16 protein-coding genes and 1 pseudogene are annotated in these 18,960 nt (G+C 39.1%); all 17 read right to left on the reverse strand.

Translation table 11 applies throughout. The features are described 5' to 3' along the window. Window positions 1-229: 229 nt before the first annotated feature. The 17 genes and pseudogenes from QZ375_RS11400 to QZ375_RS11480 all read right to left on the reverse strand — a co-directional run bounded on the left by QZ375_RS11400 (window position 230) and on the right by QZ375_RS11480 (window position 18,769). Complete coding sequence (locus tag QZ375_RS11400; RefSeq protein ID WP_295219275.1) at window positions 230-1,765, reverse strand: oligosaccharide flippase family protein; 1,536 nt, start codon at window positions 1,763-1,765, stop codon at window positions 230-232. A gap of 5 nt (window positions 1,766-1,770) precedes the next feature. Continuing rightward, complete coding sequence (locus tag QZ375_RS11405) at window positions 1,771-3,021, reverse strand: hypothetical protein (protein WP_295219279.1); 1,251 nt, start codon at window positions 3,019-3,021, stop codon at window positions 1,771-1,773. Next, window positions 3,018-5,123, reverse strand: coding sequence for a glycosyltransferase (locus QZ375_RS11410; protein WP_295219286.1), 2,106 nt, complete (start codon window positions 5,121-5,123; stop codon window positions 3,018-3,020). The genes QZ375_RS11405 and QZ375_RS11410 overlap by 4 nt, the downstream gene beginning before the upstream one ends. 290 nt (window positions 5,124-5,413) lie before the next feature. Further along, complete coding sequence (locus QZ375_RS11415) at window positions 5,414-6,484, reverse strand: hypothetical protein (RefSeq protein ID WP_295219288.1); 1,071 nt, start codon at window positions 6,482-6,484, stop codon at window positions 5,414-5,416. A gap of 27 nt (window positions 6,485-6,511) precedes the next feature. Then, complete coding sequence (locus tag QZ375_RS11420) at window positions 6,512-7,777, reverse strand: hypothetical protein (RefSeq protein WP_295219291.1); 1,266 nt, start codon at window positions 7,775-7,777, stop codon at window positions 6,512-6,514. 215 nt (window positions 7,778-7,992) lie between these two features. Beyond that, on the reverse strand, window positions 7,993-10,053 hold the full coding sequence (locus tag QZ375_RS11425; RefSeq protein WP_295219293.1) for a glycosyltransferase: 2,061 nt from the start codon (window positions 10,051-10,053) through the stop codon (window positions 7,993-7,995). 14 nt (window positions 10,054-10,067) lie between these two features. Further along, on the reverse strand, window positions 10,068-10,313 hold the full coding sequence (locus tag QZ375_RS11430) for a hypothetical protein (protein ID WP_295219296.1): 246 nt from the start codon (window positions 10,311-10,313) through the stop codon (window positions 10,068-10,070). Continuing rightward, window positions 10,310-10,549 (reverse strand): hypothetical protein, encoded by a 240-nt coding sequence (locus QZ375_RS11435; RefSeq protein WP_295219298.1) that lies wholly within the window; start codon window positions 10,547-10,549, stop codon window positions 10,310-10,312. Before QZ375_RS11435 ends, QZ375_RS11430 begins: the two co-directional genes overlap by 4 nt. Continuing rightward, entirely contained in the window at window positions 10,536-11,696 is a 1,161-nt protein-coding gene (cps2T, locus tag QZ375_RS11440) for a beta 1-4 rhamnosyltransferase Cps2T (protein ID WP_295219301.1), read from the reverse strand. Before cps2T ends, QZ375_RS11435 begins: the two co-directional genes overlap by 14 nt. Window positions 11,697-11,829: 133 nt before the next feature. Further along, a complete protein-coding gene (locus QZ375_RS11445; RefSeq protein ID WP_295219303.1) occupies window positions 11,830-12,816 on the reverse strand; it encodes a glycosyltransferase family 2 protein in 987 nt (328 codons plus the stop codon). Next, a complete protein-coding gene (gene rfbC, locus QZ375_RS11450) occupies window positions 12,783-13,391 on the reverse strand; it encodes a dTDP-4-dehydrorhamnose 3,5-epimerase (protein ID WP_295219305.1) in 609 nt (202 codons plus the stop codon). Before rfbC ends, QZ375_RS11445 begins: the two co-directional genes overlap by 34 nt. Beyond that, a complete protein-coding gene (gene rfbD, locus QZ375_RS11455) occupies window positions 13,391-14,305 on the reverse strand; it encodes a dTDP-4-dehydrorhamnose reductase (RefSeq protein WP_295219307.1) in 915 nt (304 codons plus the stop codon). Before rfbD ends, rfbC begins: the two co-directional genes overlap by 1 nt. Window positions 14,306-14,313: 8 nt before the next feature. Beyond that, window positions 14,314-15,333 carry a dTDP-glucose 4,6-dehydratase gene (gene rfbB, locus QZ375_RS11460; protein ID WP_295219309.1) on the reverse strand — a complete coding sequence of 340 codons (1,020 nt, stop codon included), beginning with the start codon at window positions 15,331-15,333 and terminating at the stop codon, window positions 14,314-14,316. A 19-nt stretch (window positions 15,334-15,352) separates the two neighbouring features. After that, window positions 15,353-16,237 (reverse strand): glucose-1-phosphate thymidylyltransferase RfbA, encoded by an 885-nt coding sequence (rfbA, locus tag QZ375_RS11465; protein ID WP_295219311.1) that lies wholly within the window; start codon window positions 16,235-16,237, stop codon window positions 15,353-15,355. 9 nt (window positions 16,238-16,246) lie between these two features. Further along, the gene (locus QZ375_RS11470) at window positions 16,247-17,491 is read right to left on the reverse strand and encodes a nucleotide sugar dehydrogenase (RefSeq protein ID WP_295219313.1); all 1,245 of its coding nucleotides are present in this window, start codon (window positions 17,489-17,491) and stop codon (window positions 16,247-16,249) included. A 152-nt stretch (window positions 17,492-17,643) separates the two neighbouring features. Continuing rightward, window positions 17,644-17,742, reverse strand: a pseudogene (locus QZ375_RS11475) (glucose-1-phosphate thymidylyltransferase); the annotation flags it as partial. A 376-nt stretch (window positions 17,743-18,118) separates the two neighbouring features. Further along, window positions 18,119-18,769 carry an ankyrin repeat domain-containing protein gene (locus QZ375_RS11480; protein ID WP_295219314.1) on the reverse strand — a complete coding sequence of 217 codons (651 nt, stop codon included), beginning with the start codon at window positions 18,767-18,769 and terminating at the stop codon, window positions 18,119-18,121. Window positions 18,770-18,960 lie beyond the last annotated feature (191 nt).

Consider the following 18,960-nt stretch of genomic DNA (forward strand, 5'->3'; position numbering starts at 1 on the left):
AGCCGCAAACTTATTATAATCAAAAGGAGTTATTTTTTCAAGACTCATAGCTATAAGCTTTTCTGAACCCCCGGCCTAGCCGGGGATTTTTTAAATACAAAAAGGAAAAGCCTGCCATGTGCAGGCTTTTCCTTTTGCATGAAAGTTTACTTCAATAATAACAGCCAGTTTATTCTACTGAAATTCACTAATCAGAATATCTGGTCTGCTGGTTCCACTCTCCAATAATTTACTTTTTATTTTTTATTTTTAAGACAATTTGAGATGCCATTTGTTTAAAGTAATCCAGTTCATCTGTTTTTCGATACAGCAAAAACATGATTGCATTTGGTACAATCAAACAGAGCAATCCCTTTAATAGTAAGGTCAAAATTGATATATGTGAGATCCAACTTGCAATAAAATACGTCAATGCAGCGCTAAAAATGAATACAATCCAATAGATGAACTGATTAGAAAAATAATATTTCCACACATTCTTTTTAAAATAACTCCGAAACAACACAAGTGGTTCAAACCACATATTTGTCAGAAATCTAGCAATTGCAGTTGCCAGTAAAATGCCTGAAAGTCCCATCAACTTTCCCAGTATTATAGAAAGAATCAGGTTGATAATGGATGTAATAAAGAAAACATACTTTGTTTGCCGGAACATGCCCGTTGTATCTCGGTACAAAGAAACAATTCGAATACTTCCCGGCATAACAAAATTTAAAACAATTGCAATCAACGTCAATTGATCCAACACAAATTCTGATCCAAGCCAAATCGTGACGAAATCATTCAACAAAACAAAAAAGCAAACACCACAAAATGAAAACAACCATGCGGTTGCAAAATTAATTCGCTTGAAAAACAAATATTTATTTTCTGTATCCGTACTTACATTCAAATTACCGATACTTGCTGTCATGGAATTAAACAAAAGATTTGTAAATGTAGTAACAGCGTTTATTACCATAAAATAATTGGAATAATATCCTACAACAATTGTTCCTATCATCGCAGAAATCAAAATATTATCCGTATTATTTAACAAAACGCCGCCTATACGATAGATAAACATTGATTTGATATTATTGAAAATATCTTTTTTCAATTCTGGTGCAAGAACTTCTTTTTCCTTAATATAAGGATACATTTTTTGAGAGCGATAGGCTTTTATAAAATTATTTACCCAGCCCACCACAATCTGTATAATCAAATACAAAACAAAACTGTGGAAAACAATCAAAGATAAAATTTGCAGTATATTCCGGAGAATGACAAAAAAAGAATCATAATTATTCAGCAAATAAGATTTCTGATGTGCCGTGGTTATGGATGTTTTATAGACAAACAAATAGGAAACTACAGTATTAGAAAGATAAAGAATATAGTATAAGGTCAGGTGTGGAATTTCTGTTTCTGTCTTCACAATAAATGGGAGGAGTGGGATCAACGCCAAACCAATGAGCGCAACGACAATTGCGATTACATTGTATACCTTACGGTAAAAGTTCATCAATGCAGCTTGTGTTTTTTCATCATTTTCCGCAATGGGTTTATACATGCTGAAGACAATCGCCGTATTGAATCCCAAATCCGCCATTGATAGTACTTGCAGCACATTAGCAAATAGACCATTGATACCTAAATATTCTGCGCCAAGAAAATGAATAAAAATAGATCGAGTAACAAAATTAAACAGGAGCGTTATTACTTGATTCAGAAGACTAGTTGCTGCATTTTTTATGGTATTGACTTTTCTTGATTCACTGCCCATTTGCATTATTCACCGACCCTTCCAAACATTCGTTTCCACTTTCTACGACAGCGTAGCCAGAATTTTTCCCAGTGCGGCATGGTGTCTTCAAATTTCAGACGATAAAACCATTTCAGGTCATTCGGGCAATTTTTTCGTGTATAAACCTCACGCAGACGCTGCTGGATATAGCAGTAGCGTCGTTTGTTGTACTTGGAAATTAGACCATACCGTAAATCATGCAGCATATTCTTGCGTACAGTTGCATCATATTTGGTAAAGCCCAGTTTTTGGGGATCTTTTCCTTCTGCCAAAACGCCCATCATGGTACGATAACATTTTTCGCAGGTACAGCAGTTTCGTCCGGTCGTGGATTTCCAACAAACACGTAATGGTGCTGTGACATGATGTTCCTCGGTGTAACTGCATATGTTATGAATTTTCATTTGACGATTGTATTCATAACCGTCATGGATCACAACCGTGTTTCCAAATCTGACAAAATTATCAATCGTCGGGTCAGATGCACAAGTGTAGGTATCCGCTGCGGTAAAAGAGGATGCAATATAAACTTTGCCAATGCCAAATTGATATGCAATTGGTGCAACATGGCTGATAATGCCAATTCCATGCTGAAAATCGTGCCACCAGCCAAGTGCATGGTTTTTTTCCTGCACGAAATTAGTCATTGTTGCTTCAGAAATAATTTTTCGGAAATTGGTACGAACAATATAATAGGATAAATCAAATTTTGCAGCTGTTTCTTCAACCTGCTGTTGTACAGGTTTCCAACCTTCCTCATTGTCACAGGCAATATCCGCACCCCACAAGGTTATCAATGCAGGATGTTCTGCCATATTGGAAAACAATGTATTAAATGCATCTACACCACCGCTGAATAAAACAGCAGATTTTTCAGTATTGTATGTATAGGAAATGAGCTTTTTCGCTGTGATAAGTCCTCCAAACTTTAGTTCGGGATACATTTTAATATATCCGTTTTTAAATCCTGCAATGCTGTTATAAAAAGACTGATCCAATTCATCTACAACAATTTCAGCATCCATCAGCCACACAATGGGAAGAACATCACATAATAGTGGAATCACTGCAACTCCCTTTGGAACATCTCCAATCGATTGAGAATATGTGACTTCCAGACAAGAATATTCCTTGGGAAAACAGTTGTGCCATGAAGTATTCCCCTGTATTGTATAATAACAGAGAATTTGATTTTGATGTACTTCCACTTCTGTGACAATAAATTGATTTTTCATGAAGTACCTCCACTACGTGTTTCACTTCGAATACAATCTATGATTTTCTGATAATATGCGTCATATACACTTGAATCATATTTTGGTGACGTTACAGCAGTAACTTGAGCAATTGCCGCTTCTACCTCAGATACGTTTTCTACGAATTCGACATACTCCAAATCCTGAAGCCACTGATACACGCCACGCACCTTATTGGAGAGATTATTTAGCGCAACGCAAGGTGTTCCAGTTATTGCAGCCAGCACCATGCCATGCAGGCGATCTGTTACTAACAATTCAGATTTTGCAAATTGTTTTAATAATTCTTCTACTTTTCCCACTCGATCATACATAGAAATCGGATCTGATGTATCATTTGTAGCAATAAAATGCACATGTGAAAAGTGCTGTAATGCAATTTGATAAATCTGATTTTTTTCAGATTGAGACAATACGGCTTCTAAATCTGGGCGTAAACACAACAATGCACCATTTCGCGTACCATCAACAAGATGCTGCATATCCAATGAAATAACCATATCAGGAATGAGAAAAACATGCTTTGCGTTTGGGAACAAATCTTGCTTTTGAATGAAATCATAAGAAAATTGGTCACGAACAAAAATATGCAAATCTGTCAGCTGCGCAAAAGATTTACGATCTGCCTGCAATTGTGCATCGCCAATTGTATCAGAAGAGTAATAGATCGTTTGCGGAAAAACAATCACACGACTATTGGGTACATATTGTAAAACACGTAATGCTGCCAGTTCATTATGCCGCCATAAGCTTCCAAAATTACCTCCGCCATGCACCATATAAATATCATTCGCACGCAGATAGGGCTTCAATGCTTTTGTATAAAACTCACAAAGCCCTGCTGGAATTTCGACAATTGCGTAGTCAGAACACTGTTCTTCCAACAGGTTTTTTTCAGCGATCGCAATTGCTTGATCGCCACAGTTTCCATGTTGATGCGGAACACACAATACAATAATCCGCTTTTCTTCGGATGCAGTTTTCTGCAATTCGGCAAACACTTGTGCAAATTCTGCCGTTGGATCAGTCTTTTTGCCAACAAGTTTCCGGTACACCAGTTTTAGTGCCTTCCCTGCTTTGCGGCAATAACGATGCTTTTGAAAAAATTGTTTTTGTTGAATACGCTTTCTATCTTCTATACATTGTTCCAATTCCTTGCTCTGAAAATATGCATTTTGTTGGAAACATGTAATCAATTCCTGGTATTGCGCCTCGACAGAGTCAGATTTCTTCTGCACCGAATAATACTGCGAAAAATAGAAATTGAGAATACTGACCACTCCGGTAAGATAAGCAGAACGAGTTTCTGCGTCACTAGCAGCAAAATCATCATATTGTAAAATTTGTTGTAATACCGTGTATAGACCAGTTAAATTTTTTTCTGATACCGCCTGTCCCATAATAGAGCCTGCTCGCATTCGTCTATGATAAAGTGCATAGGGAATATGCAGGGCACGTTTCGCAGCCATATGCGCCAAAAACATAAAGAGAATATCTTCGTGCAAAATACCTTTATAAAATCGGAGCGCATGCTCCAGTAAAAAAGAATGGCGAAAGAAATACATTTGCACTGGTGAATGGTACTCCTTGCATTTTTCCTGAGCTTCAAAAAGCGCTGCCCCAGTCATGATACCGGTATATGTATTCTTTTTTATATAAGTTTGTGAAATATCACCGTCGACTTTCCAAGGATTTTCTCCATCCAGGAAAGCTACTCCGTCAAAGTTGATGAAATCAACTTGTTCTGCTTCAGAAGCGGCAGTCAGCAGCGCAATGGTTTCCGGATCAATGAAGTCATCGCTGTCCAAAAAATAAATGTATTCACCAGTAGCTGCATCCAGTCCGGCATTTCTGGCATCAGACAGCCCGCCATTCTCCTTGTCAATCACTTGAATACGAGAGTCTTTTTCTGCATAATGCTTGCAGATAGCAAGGCTATTGTCTGTAGATCCGTCATTCACCAATATAATTTCGATTTCTTGATAAGTCTGTGCACATATACTGTCCAAACATTCTTCCAAATAAGCTTCTACATTGTAAATCGGAACGATAACACTGACCTGTTTATTGGAAGTTTCCATGTATCATATCATCCTTTCGAATTCGGCTGCTTTCCCTGAAACAGACGAGAAGTCATCAAATGCCGCATCAGAGAATCTATTTGTATACTGATCCATTGCAATACTTTGCCAATCGTTGCTTTCAAAATCAAATCTATTGCACTACAGATAAAGTAGATACAAACTGCATATAATGACAAGAAAAACAATGCGCACCAAAATTATTAATAATACAGTGATGGCAGATAATCATGGCATAGCAATTATCCTTAAGCCATCAAATTTCACATTCCTTTTTTGCAATCGTAAATTCATTCCAGATCCCCTTGAAAAAATTTCTTTAACTGCAAATAATAATTGGGTTCCATTTCTGTTATCATTTTACGAAATGCATCAAAATCATGGTAGATTTCATCATACCGTTCTAACATATCGGCGATTTTCATTTCCACCAATTCTGGTTTTGTGTGAGGATCTAACTTGTACTCCTCTGGAATCATTACATCATATGGATTCACTGACGCATTTCGTTTTCCCACCAGTACAGCAACACCATTATAAACAGTTTCCTTTGGCAAACGTTCTGGCCCGGGGAAAAAACCAAAATCAATATACAGCTTACTTTTGCGAAACAGTGCAATCATCTGCGTCGGTGTCATATTACAAATTGGTACATAATGGAATTTGTTTCGTTGTAAAAGCTGGTGCATGATACTAGAAGGCTTAGAAGGATTATAAAGAACAATGTCTTCCCGTGAAGCTATATCTTGTTGTCTTGACCACTCTCCCATTTTCAAAAAATCTATACCGATTGAATGAATCAGCAATTCGGATTGTATATGATATTTTGTCTTTAGAGTTTCCAGAACATAGTAAGAACCTGCCATATGCAGTGCAACTTGATTGAGTGGAAAGCATACTTTATGATACTTCTGCATTCGTGCTGCTGCTAGCTTCCAAAATTGTATACGATGATATACTTTTTTCAGTGGATTCAATAAGCTGGAATGGCGCGGTTCACGCTTTACATAAGCACCATCATAGTTATGAATAGATAGCCACCAAATAATCTTTTGTAGGTTTGGATAATCAAACAAATAAGTTGTTGCCGCCTCTGGAACAATAATACAGTTATTCTTGTCATCTATCACATCCTTACGAGTACAGATTTTCTGTGCCCCGTCAAAATACTGCAAAAACTTTTCTGAAAGATTTAATGTGGAAAGATCCTCTTGATAATAAAGAATATACGCCTCATATCCCATATGTTCCAGATCCAAGCGCAACTGATACAGTGCTTCCCCCCCTCCAGTTCTTGCGCCAATATCCAGGATATAAATAATTGAATTTTTTTGCAAGCGCAGTGAAGCAGAACTCACCATACATCCTCCTTTTAAAAAATTCGATTTTTAACAAAGTTTGATTTTTCTTTTTGGCTTTTTTTCTTGCCATAGCAAAGAATCTGACTGGAAGATATCGATATCCCGCTTCAAACAAATTGCCATTGCTAATTCAATCATGATAACCCATTCATACTGCACATTATACGTAATGCCACAAATAATCAAACAAACAAGTAGCAATGAATATCGTTTATTCTTTCCTTTGGCACTGCGAAACAACTGAAAGATCCACGTATAAAACAATAAGAATCCAACGATTCCCACACTATACATGTAATTCATAGGGTCAGATTCAACAATCCATGCGTCCAGCTGTGTATATTGATTGAAATAACGGGAAAACAACACACCAGAGCACCCCAAGCCACATCCAAAAAGAATTTCTAAAATACTAGAATTTAACCAGACAAATGGCAGCATAACATAATACCGCATATGCACTTGCGCACTCATATCGCCTGTACTGAAAACACGTTCATAAAGTTCTCTATATTTTTCTATCATTATAGAAAACAAATCTGTCTTTACTAAAACAACAATAACAACTGATACTGTCATAAAAAAAAGAAATACCGTAGAAATCTTGATTTTCTTTATTCTAACTACTACCTGTGGTATGTGCAGCGGCAGAACCAATATAAATGCTATCATCAATCCTAAGAGCGCTGTACCGCTATGCGCATAAATCACAATAAAAAAGCAAATCACCCATATATACCAGCGATTCAATAATATACCTGAAATTAGCAGTACTGGAATTAAATTACTTGGATGCCAACAAAATCCTGTGATGGCAAGAGTCCCTTCTCGGTAACGACTCGCATTGCTTACCATATTAAGTGCATCCACAAATATCATGCGATTTATATCCATATCAAACAACTGATAAGCAAAAAATTGTATTAAGCACCACGCCAAGTGCAAAATACACGATAATCGCAATCCAGAAAAAAATATTTTTATGCTGGAATCAGGGAGGAGCTTCATTTGTGTAATACAAAAGTATAAAATCCCCATGACGCCAAGTGTAATAATTTGGGTTTTAAAATTTGTAGTGTCTGAAAGCAACATCAAAATCGTTGTCAGTGTCGATGCACACAAAAAGGCAAAAAAACACTTATCTCCCAAGAGTGCCACTTTACCACGACAAATAATAATAACAATGATACAAATTACAGCTAACAGTGTTGAAACTGGAATGCCGCCTATTCGAACAATATACATGGTGGAAAATACTCCCATCAAATACAATAGCATATTGACAGTTTTCATAAAATGCTTTTCCGCACCTCCTTTCAACAAGCTAAGATATTTTTTTAGATTCCCCGCTTCTTACTCTATTCATATTTTCAGGGAATCACTGATGAAAGCTAACACGTAAGTGGTATGCCTGCCTTTATGGCTACTCCCTAAACGAAAAAATCCAAGCTTTACTTTGGCAAAAACATCACCAATTCACTTGACCTTTTCCGTACTCTTTATCTGATTTATTTCTGTTGTTTTTTCAATTGTTTCAAAATCTTGAGCGAACGAATTTCATTAGAAAAAACAAAAATATTTTTACTGCGATTGGATTTCATTGATGCATTTGTGGCAGAATCCTCCGCATGATGCAGTTCCAATGTGGGAAGATACACGCTTTTCAATTGATTATGTAAAAGGTGATGAAACAGAATATCTTCTTCAAAATACAAAAATGTCCGCGAATCAAAACCAGAGAATTTTTCAAAAAACTTCTCTGAAAAAATAATACATGCACCATGCAGCTGCACATTTTCATAGCGTTCTTCATGATCAATAGAAGAAATACCTATTTTTGTCCCCGCCGGATGAATAAGCCTGTGCAAACCGAATTTGCACAGCAATAATTTCAACCACCGCCGCAATATCAAATTATCAATTGCTTTTTCACTCAATGGTGCTTCCCGTACTGGATTTGATGTGATTGCACCATCTTGCGTAATAATTTTTGGTCCAAGAACAGCAAATTCACTTTCTTCATATTCTTTTTGAATTTGGTCATACCATCCATCTTGCTCAATAGTAGTATCATTATTTAGTACAACCGTAAATGGACAGCAAAATTTTTCCTGCAAAACCTGAATTCCCAAATTATTTCCTTTTGCAAATCCAAGATTCTCATTGCTCTGAACAAGTATTATTTCTGATAAATTTTTAAGCTTTTTTTGCAACAATTCAAATGAACCATTATTCGAACCATTATCTACGATAACGATTCGCTTTTCCACTGGAACATGCATTAAAATTGACTTTACACATTGCAACGTATCTTCTGTAGTTAAATAGTGTAAAATCACAAATCCAATTTTACAACCTCTTTGAGGTTGTTTTTTTACAAGTGTTTTTTCAAATAATCCCAGCATTTGTTGTGTTCGAAAATCCCAACTACACTCCAAAGGAATCGATAATTGTATTTTCTCTGACTCAATTGGAGACTGTTGTATCTGTTGAACAAGTTTCTGAAGCTCTGAAACAAAGCTATCTGAATCGGCACAATTTCTAACATAAGGAGAAATAGATTCTGTGCCTGCAACGGCAGTCGTAACGACCATCTTTCCAGCTGCTAGGTATTCATACAATTTCAGCGGATTCATACTTTCCGTAAAAGAATTTATCTTATGCGGTATAATGGCGATATCCATTTTCCGCATTTCATCAGGAAGATTATGATAATGAATATCACCGGTGAAATGAATATTGGAATATGCTGCATCCAGTTGACGCACTTTTTTTTGCTGTGCATACACCGGTCCACAGATCTCAAATATACAATCAGGGCAAGCATTTAAACAGCGTTCCAACAAATCAAAATCTACTCTCTCCTGGATTTTCCCCACATATCCAATTACAATTGGATCCGATGGCACTTTCCGTTGACAAAAAGCATCAGAAAAAAATGAAATATCAACTCCATTTGCAATCCAATGAACATTTGCATTTGTCGGAAAAATTTTTGTGAGCGCTTTAGAAACAGTAAAAATAACATCTGCTTTTTCATTTATAATTTGATAATTTTTTTGCACCAAATCGTAACTATCATGCATCTGAGGATGGTGAAGCCAGTTGTCAATTGCATCAAAAGCAAGAATCTTATGTGGAATGGCATCTATTACGCCTACTACCATAGGATTTTGCAGAAATAAAACCGTATCCTTCATCTGCAAATAAGAAACGGCATTTTGAATTTTTTTCAATACAAACGGTCGGCAAAACGCAGAAAACCACCAACGTTTGCGTTCTTTGACCACACGTAGAAAATCTGGAAGAAAAATGTCCACACACCAAACATTCTTCTCCATTTGTGTGAGCTGCATTTGCTTTTCGTGATAAACAACATCATCTGTCGGCGTTTTCCATGAGGTATGTTTCAGCAGCATTTCAGCCAACGATACCGGACGATTTACCACCAAAATTTTACCAATCCGTTGATCACCCATCAGGTGTTGTAAGACATGAGCATCACGTGTACGAAATCCCTCATGAATCCATTTCTTATAGTCATGGAATGGGATAATAATGATATCCATGATATGATTTCTCCTTACTCTTTCCAGACAATATTTTCTTTCCTCACTTTTGCTTTAGCACCAGCAATAAGGCTATGATCAGCCTTAAATTTTCCAGAAACTATAGACCCATAGCCAATAACACAGTTATTCGCAATCTCCGTACCTTTCAACAAAGACACATTTGCTGCAATCCAACAATGTTCGCCAACAGTAATTGATGCAGATGGATTTACTCTCTTATCATTCATATATAATTTATGACCATCCCCATCGATCACGGTGCAATTCCATTTTTATCCAATCTCCATATTTGCTTTTTTCCATCACTTAAATTAAAGCTGCCTTTATTTATACCAATTTTTATCATAAATGATTTTATATTACGTTGAATAAGAAACAAAGACCGGAAGCCTAATTGCAGTTTTAAAAGGAAAATAATAAAAATTAAAGCAAATCGTTTTTGGAAGGCTAAAAGTGCTGCAAATAGTGTTAACATTTTTTCATATGCCATCACCCATAAATAGCTCCCGATATTGGTTTGAAATATATGACCAACTATAATAACGTATAATCCGCTCTTTCGCAAGCTCCCCTAACTTTGTAATCTGCTCCTCCGTCATTTGATCTGCCTCTTCCAAAAGACACGCCAGATTTCCGGGAGTTTTATTCCAATACAGTGCACTGGTGTCTGCGCATTCTCGGTTAAACCCCACATCCAACAGCAGGTTCAACGAGGTAGAGCCGAGTGCTTCCAACAGACTCGGATTCGTTCCGCCGACCTCATGCCCATGTAAATAACCATACGCATTAGCACGAATCTCCCGCAGCAGATCCTGATCATACACTGTTCCCACAAATTTGATGCGGGGATCCTGATCAAAGTGCGTTTGCTCCTTCAACCTTGCCAGAAATGCATCCTCTACATTAGTAATCAGCGCAAAATCGTGTTTGGACTGACTCTTCATAAATTCCAGAATCATCGTCTCATAATTATTTTCTGGGACAAACCGACCGACTACCAAATAATAGCCGTTTTTCTTCAGTCCTTTTTCCACAAGCCATGCCTGCAATTTTTCTGACGCTGTAGAAGATTTATGATAAATTTCTGCACCATAAGCAATATATGTCGTGCTGGGATGATAAGATTGATAAGTTTTTTGAATGTACGCCTCAATATTTTTGCTGTCACAAACCAACAGGTCTGCATGCTTGACCATCAATTTTTCAGAAATTTTCCAGTATTTCCGAACTAGCAACGACCACTTGGCACGCATCCATTCATGACCATCTGGGTTGACATACACCTTTCCTCCAAGTTTCTCAATTTGTTTTTTATAATGAAACATGAACGGTCCTATTCTACATGCTAGAATATACACAATTGGATTTGAAATTTGATTTTCCTTCAAATACCGTACACAATAACGCAGTGCTGCCAAATCATAATAAATCGCCTGTGCTGCACCAATATTCGGTACCTTTATATGAAAGCAATGTGCACCATGATAAGTCGTCTCTCTTGTTTTTGTATCTTTACACGCAATATGATACATGATTTCTGAAGATTTCTCATGGTATGCCGTTAATTTGTCAACAAAAGTTTCATATCCACCGTATGCACCGGGAATACCCTTAGAACCGATAATCATTACATGCTGCATAACTTTCCCCTTTGTTCATTCATGTTATCCAGGGAATCACTAATTAAATCCCACCTTATAGCTTACTATCCTTGAGTAGCAAAACAACTATACAAATCTATACACGAGATTTCATCAGTAATTTCCTAAAAAATCAAACCCAACACAAAAACCACCAATTTCTCTGATAGGTTGAAACATCATACTTTTTGCAAAAACGAATTCTTTGCAACTTTGACATAGAAGGGAAACAACATATGCCTTCCAAGGTCTCACGTTTTTCTACTGGTAAATCACCTACCTGCAGCAAATTCTCCGCAAAAGCAATTAGATTTTTCATTCCTTCACGTTTCATGCTAATATAAGTGCCCTTTTGATAAGCAGAGATACAATTTTTCAAACGTGCCGGCAAAGAGCGATCAACTGCTCCCACTACATTCTGTATATGCTGACGATACAAAATGGTAGCATTCGCTAGATAAGAAACCTTTCCATACGCAGACGCAATCAATATTGCCCACCAATCATGCATTTGAATTGCTTCCATACTTGTATATCGCTGCATATATTTCGCCAATGTTTGATTTATCATCATGGTACACCCAGGAGCTACGTTTTGCACCAACAACTGTGTATATGCTGTACGATATGGATTGCGTTTTGTATATGTCATAAAAGATTCGGAAATCGTTTGTAAGTTCTGATCTACAACACGTAAATCCGTAAACACCAAGCAAGGATGATTCTCAGCACCCTCTTCAATACATTTCATTGTTTGATAAGATTGCTCTATCTTATCAGACAGCCAAACGTCATCCTGATCGCAAAACATGATATACGGCTCTTTGGCATAACGCAACATAGACATGAAATTCGCTGCTGAACCACCAGCTTTTTCATAAGTCAATAACACGATCTTTTCAGGGTACTGTTTAGCATAGTCCTGAATCACTTGCAGCGTTCCATCCGATGAACCATCATCATGAATATAAATCACAAAATCTTGAAAGGTCTGCTGAAGCAGTGAATCGAGCTGTTCACTAAGATATGTTTCACCTTGATACGTTGCAAGTAAAACCGCAATTTTAGCCAACTTATTCACGCTCCTTAAAACTGAAATGTATCCTTCAGTTTCAACCACAACTTATCCTTCTCCGACAAATTCAGTTTTGTCCCATCCTGAAGTTTATATCCTGCGCTATCCGCATTTCCAGGATACTCCCCAGTCACTTCCGGCCAAACAATCCCAATTTCCGGATCATTCCAGGCCAAACCTCCCTCATCGTCTGGATGATAAAAATCATCGCACTTGTAGCAAAACTCTGCTACATCTGAAAGTACCAAAAATCCATGAGCAAAGCCTTTCGGAATGAGGAATTGCTTTTTGTTCTCTTCCGTCAGCTCCACACCAAACCATTTGCCATAAGTTTCCGAATCCTTTCGTAAATCAACCGCAACGTCAAATACACGCCCCTTGATCGCACGCACGAGCTTCGTTTGCGGATATCGCTTCTGAAAATGCAGTCCTCTCAGAACGCCCTTGGTTGAACAAGACTGATTATCCTGCACAAAGTCAATGTGGAATCCAGCCTCTTCCATGTCACGCTGATTGTAAGTTTCCATGAAATATCCACGTGCATCGCCATGCACAGCCGGTGTAATGACACAAAGTCCCTCAATCCCACCGACATTTTTTTCAACCTTAATCTGTCCCATTAACATTCAACCTCTTCTAAGTATCTTGTCAGTGCATCTTTCCAGTCCGGCAGCGGCGTAAAGCCGTTCTCCGTCAGCTTCGACTTATCCAATCTGCTGTTAAAAGGTCTTGCTGCCTTAGAAACACCGTATTCCGCAGTTGTTACCGGTGTTACTTTTGTGGCATAACCGGCCTGTCGGAAAATTTCTTTTGTAAAGTCATACCAACTGATATAGCCGCCCTCATTGGTGGCATGATAATAGCCATACTTCTCTGTTTCGATCATATCTACAAGCAGTCTTGCCAAATCCAGTGTATATGTCGGTGTACCAATCTGGTCATTGACCACCCGCACCTCATCATGTGTTTTGCCCACATGTAGCATAGTCTTGATAAAGTTCTTACCATTCAGACCAAATACCCAGGCAATACGGACAATAAAATATTTTTCCAATATGCTGGAAACCGCAAGTTCGCCATCCAGCTTTGTCTGCCCATAGACATTCAGCGGCGCATAATCCTTGCAATCCGGCTGCCAAGCTGAAGTGCCCTGTCCATTGAATACATAATCCGTACTGATATAAACCATTTTTGCATCCGCTGCCTTTGCCGCTTCTGCAATATACTTGGTTCCCTGCACATTGATTGCCTGGACTTTTGGCTGATTTGCTTCTTCTTCTGCTGCATCCACAGCTGTCCATGCAGCACAGTGAATGATAACATCTGGCTGCACTTCAGCAATCACTGCATGAACGTTCTCTCTGTCCGTAATATCCAGCGGAACATACGCTACACAAGTCACTGCAGAGCCGTCCGCCGCACCAGCATAGCTTTCCGTAATATCGGAACCAACACAATCAAATTCTCGCTTTGCCAGTTCATTGATCACATCGTGCCCCAGCTGTCCGTTGACACCAGTTACAAATACTTTCATCGGACACCTCATCTATTCTTGTACATCTTCTCATAGTAATCCTGATACTCGCCGGAAATGATGTCCTTCCACCATTTCTGGTTGTCCAGATACCACTGAATGGTCTTTTTGATGCCGTCTGCAAACTTGGTTTCCGGCAGCCAGCCCAGTTCGTTGTGAATTTTTGTCGGGTCAATGGCATAACGCATATCGTGACCCTTTCGGTCTGTCACATAAGTAATCAGACTCTCTGGTTTGCCCAGTTCCTTGCAGATCAGCTTGACAATGTCGATGTTCTTCATCTCGTTGTGACCGCCCACATTGTAAACCTCGCCGACTCTGCCCTTGTGGATAATAAGGTCGATTGCGCGACAATGATCCTCCACATACAGCCAGTCACGAACATTCTCGCCCTTGCCGTAAACCGGCAGCGGCTTATCCGCCAAAGCATTGGCGATCATCAGCGGAATCAGCTTCTCCGGGAAATGATAGGGTCCATAGTTGTTGGAGCATCTTGAAATCGTCACCGGCAGTCCATAGGTTCTGTGATAAGCCAGCACTAGCAAGTCTGCACCTGCCTTAGAAGAAGAATAGGGACTGGATGTGTGAATGGGTGTTTCCTCGGTGAAGAACAGGTCTGGTCTGTCCAGGGGCAAATCACCATACACTTCATCCGTAGAAACCTGATGATAGCGCTGAATGCCGTACTTCCGGCAAGCGTCCATCATGACAGCCGTACCCAGAATGTTAGTCTGGAGAAAAATCTCCGGGTTCTCAATGGAACGATCTACGTGTGACTCTGCTGCGAAGTTGACTACCATATCCGGCTTTTCTTCCTCGAACAGCTTGTACACGCCCTCACGGTCGCAGATGTCCAGTTTCACAAACCGGAAGTTGGGATTTCCCATAACCGGTTCCAGGGTGGAAAGATTGCCTGCATAGGTCAGCTTGTCCAGACAAATAATACGATAGTCCGGATGAGCTTTTAGCATATGAAATACAAAGTTGGAGCCGATGAAACCGGCACCGCCTGTTACGATAATTGTCATTCTCTGTTACCCCTTATTCTCAATATTGAATTTTTCCCTCTGCAACTGCCTTCAGATGCACACCATAAGGTGACTTGCCATAGCGCTCTGCCGATTCCAAAAGCTTTTCCTTAGTGATCCACTTGTTAATAAATGCAATTTCTTCCGGGGCGGAAATGGTAACACCCTGTCGATCTTCAATCATCTTGACAAAATCGGCAGCTTCTACCAGACTATCCATAGTACCAGTATCCAACCATGCAAAGCCACGTCCTAGCAGCTTGACGTTCAGGTCGCCGTCCTGCAAATACATATCATTCAGGGTTGTGATCTCCAATTCACCACGGGCAGAAGGTTTCACCTGCTTTGCCTTTGCGGAAACGCCGGCAGGATAAAAATACAGACCGGTTACCGCATAATTGCTCTTGGGCTGCACCGGCTTTTCCTCAATGGAAATCGCCTTGCCTTTTTCATCAAATTCCACGATACCGAAGCGCTCCGGATCATTGACATAGTAACCAAATACGGTGGCTTTTCCGCTTTCCGCATCCTTTGCAGCGGAACGAAGAATGGTGCCAAAACCATTGCCGTAGAAAATATTATCTCCCAGCACCATGGCACAGGCGTCATCGCCGATAAATTCTTCTCCCAGCAAAAAAGCCTGCGCCAGTCCGTCTGGAGACGGCTGGACTTTGTACTGCAAGTGAATACCAAACTGACTGCCGTCACCTAATAAACCCTCAAATCTGGGGGTATCGGTAGGCGTTGAAATAATCTGAATGTCTTTGATGCCTGCAAGCATTAGAGTGGACAGTGGATAGTACACCATCGGCTTGTCATACACTGGGAGCAACTGTTTGCTTGTCACCATGGTCAATGGATAAAGTCTTGTACCGGCACCGCCGGCGAGGATAATTCCTTTCATAGCTCCTCCTTAATCTCTCATAAAAATATCTCTCGTGTAAACTTTATCTTTCACATCATCCAGATCACCATCATAACGATTTGCAATAATGGCATCCGTTTGCGCCTTGAACTTCTCCAGATCATTCACCACCAGACTTCCGAAGAATGTTTCTCCATTCTGTAAAGTCGGCTCATAGATGATAACTTTAGCACCTTTTGCCTTCACACGTTTCATGACGCCCTGGATACTGCTCTGACGGAAATTATCCGAATTACTCTTCATCGTCAAGCGATAAACACCAATTGTGACCGACTTTTCTCTGGAAGCGTCAAACTGATTATCACCATAGCTATAATATCCAGCCTTTTCCAATACACGATCAGCAATAAAATCCTTACGAGTTTTATTCGATTCGACAATTGCCTCGATCAGATTTTCAGGCACATCTGCATAATTTGCCAGCAGCTGCTTGGTATCCTTCGGCAGACAATACCCGCCATAGCCAAAAGACGGATTATTATAGTGACTTCCGATTCTGGGATCCAAACATACACCATCAATGATCTGTTGTGTGTTCAGACCCTTCATTTCGGCATAGGTATCCAGTTCGTTGAAGTAGCTGACACGAAGTGCAAGATAAGTATTTGCAAACAGTTTCACCGCCTCAGCCTCTGTGAATCCCATGAAAAGCGTATCGATATTTTCTTTGATAGCACCCTCCTGAAGAAGTCCGGCGAAAGTATGCGCAGCTTCCACCAAATGCTCATCGTTCATATCTGTGCCGACAATAATACGGCTCGGATATAAATTGTCATAAAGCGCTTTTGATTCACGCAGAAATTCCGGGCTGAAGATAATATTCTTGCTGCCAGTTTTCTCCCGAATTGACTTTGTATAACCAACCGGAATTGTAGACTTGATGACCATAATGGCATTCGGATTATATTCCATCACAAGCTGGATCACCGACTCAACTGCCGATGTATCAAAGAAATTCTTCTTACTGTCATAATTTGTAGGTGCAGCAATGACAACAAAATCAGCATCTGTATATGCAAGTTTTGCATCCAGTGTTGCTGTTAAATCAAGTTCTTTTTCTGCAAGATATTTTTCAATATACTCATCCTGAATCGGAGATTTGCGGTTGTTGATCAATTCCACCTTTTCAGGAATAATATCCACAGCATATACCTTATGATGCTGTGCCAACAATGTCGCAATAGACAAGCCCACATAGCCTGTCCCAGCTACTGCTATTTTTAATACACTCATGCTATTTTCCATTCTCCCCTAAATTAAGTATTTTCTTTCATGAAACAGAGAATACGCCCAGGCAAATTGTAATCTCTTCAAATTTCACTGTTATCTCAAAGTGATAAACCTTCAATTTCAACCCAACAAATAAAAGCGAGTCCACCCAACTCAGGGTAATAAATCATAGGTTTATCGTAAACGAACAAAAGCTGTTTATATTCTACCATAATCAGCAGATATCGTTTTATACCAGCACCGCTGGCGGGAATCCAAACACCCGCTGCTTAACAATGATAAAACGATCAATACATAGTATAATTATAGCACACGCACTAATAAGTGTCAAGTAAATCCATCGACAAAAAATCTGGAAAAGCGAAAAAATTGCACAAAAAGCCGGACTTTTTCTGTTGATATTGTCAATGACCTGCCGTGGTATATACACGTTCATCACAAGTCCGCTTTTCCAGAGATCAATAAATCAAATTAACCATCAAAATTTTGTCAGCAAAAGAAGTGAAAACATCAAAAAGCGGAGTCAAAAGCAGCCATCAGAAATCTCATAAAACCGTACAGCTTGCAATGGCAGGCTTTTTTGTATATTATAGCTATCAGTTTTTGACTTTTCCATAATCAAACAGTATCTCATCGCATAGAGAAGCTTGTTAACAATCTGATTATCTCCTGGCTGTCATTTTTCACAGCGTAATCATAAGCTGAATTTTCAGAATCATCCATAGTATACGGATCTGCGCCCCGTTTCATCAAACACTGCACGACAGATTCTTTGTCCGCCTTTACTGCATACATAAGCGCCGTACTTCCATCTGATGCTGTTTCATCAACTGAAAACAGGTTTTGATCCAGAAGGTATTTTACTGCGTCCAGATTGCCATTGGAACTCGCCCGAAAATAGATATTATAGCAATTACACGAGACTTCTCTTATGCTGATATCATTTTCGATGTATTCGCAAAGAATTGCTTGAAGCATTTCCAGAGACGCTTCTTTTTCTGCATCACTGGGAGTCGGAGATAAAAATGTTGCAGCAGATAATGCATTTTCGCCGTGATCATCTGCATTCACAATGACATCTGCGCCGTTTTCAATCAATATCTCTGCGATATCGAAGCGATTATCATTTGTAGAATGTAACGTCATAATCAACGGCGTTGAATGGATTGTGGGGTCAACGCAATTGACATCCGCTCCATGTTCTATCAGAACTTGGACAATTTCCGAATTATCGTTTTTGCAAGCGATTTGCAATGGATATAAAACAGAAGCATCCAACATAACAGATAATCTGGGAAACCAGGAATTGCATTGATTTACACACGCATTGCAACTTGAAGCAATCTCAGTTACTCCTTGAACATCGTTTCGTTCTATCGCATTCACCAACTGCTTTGTTTTTTCTTGTATATAAACTTTAGGGCATCTCTAAAAACCCCCTATACAAACAGAGAAAAACCTAGTATAATAAA

The organism is Ruminococcus sp., assembly GCF_019417665.1.
GTDB lineage: Bacteria > Bacillota > Clostridia > Oscillospirales > Ruminococcaceae > Ruminococcus_C.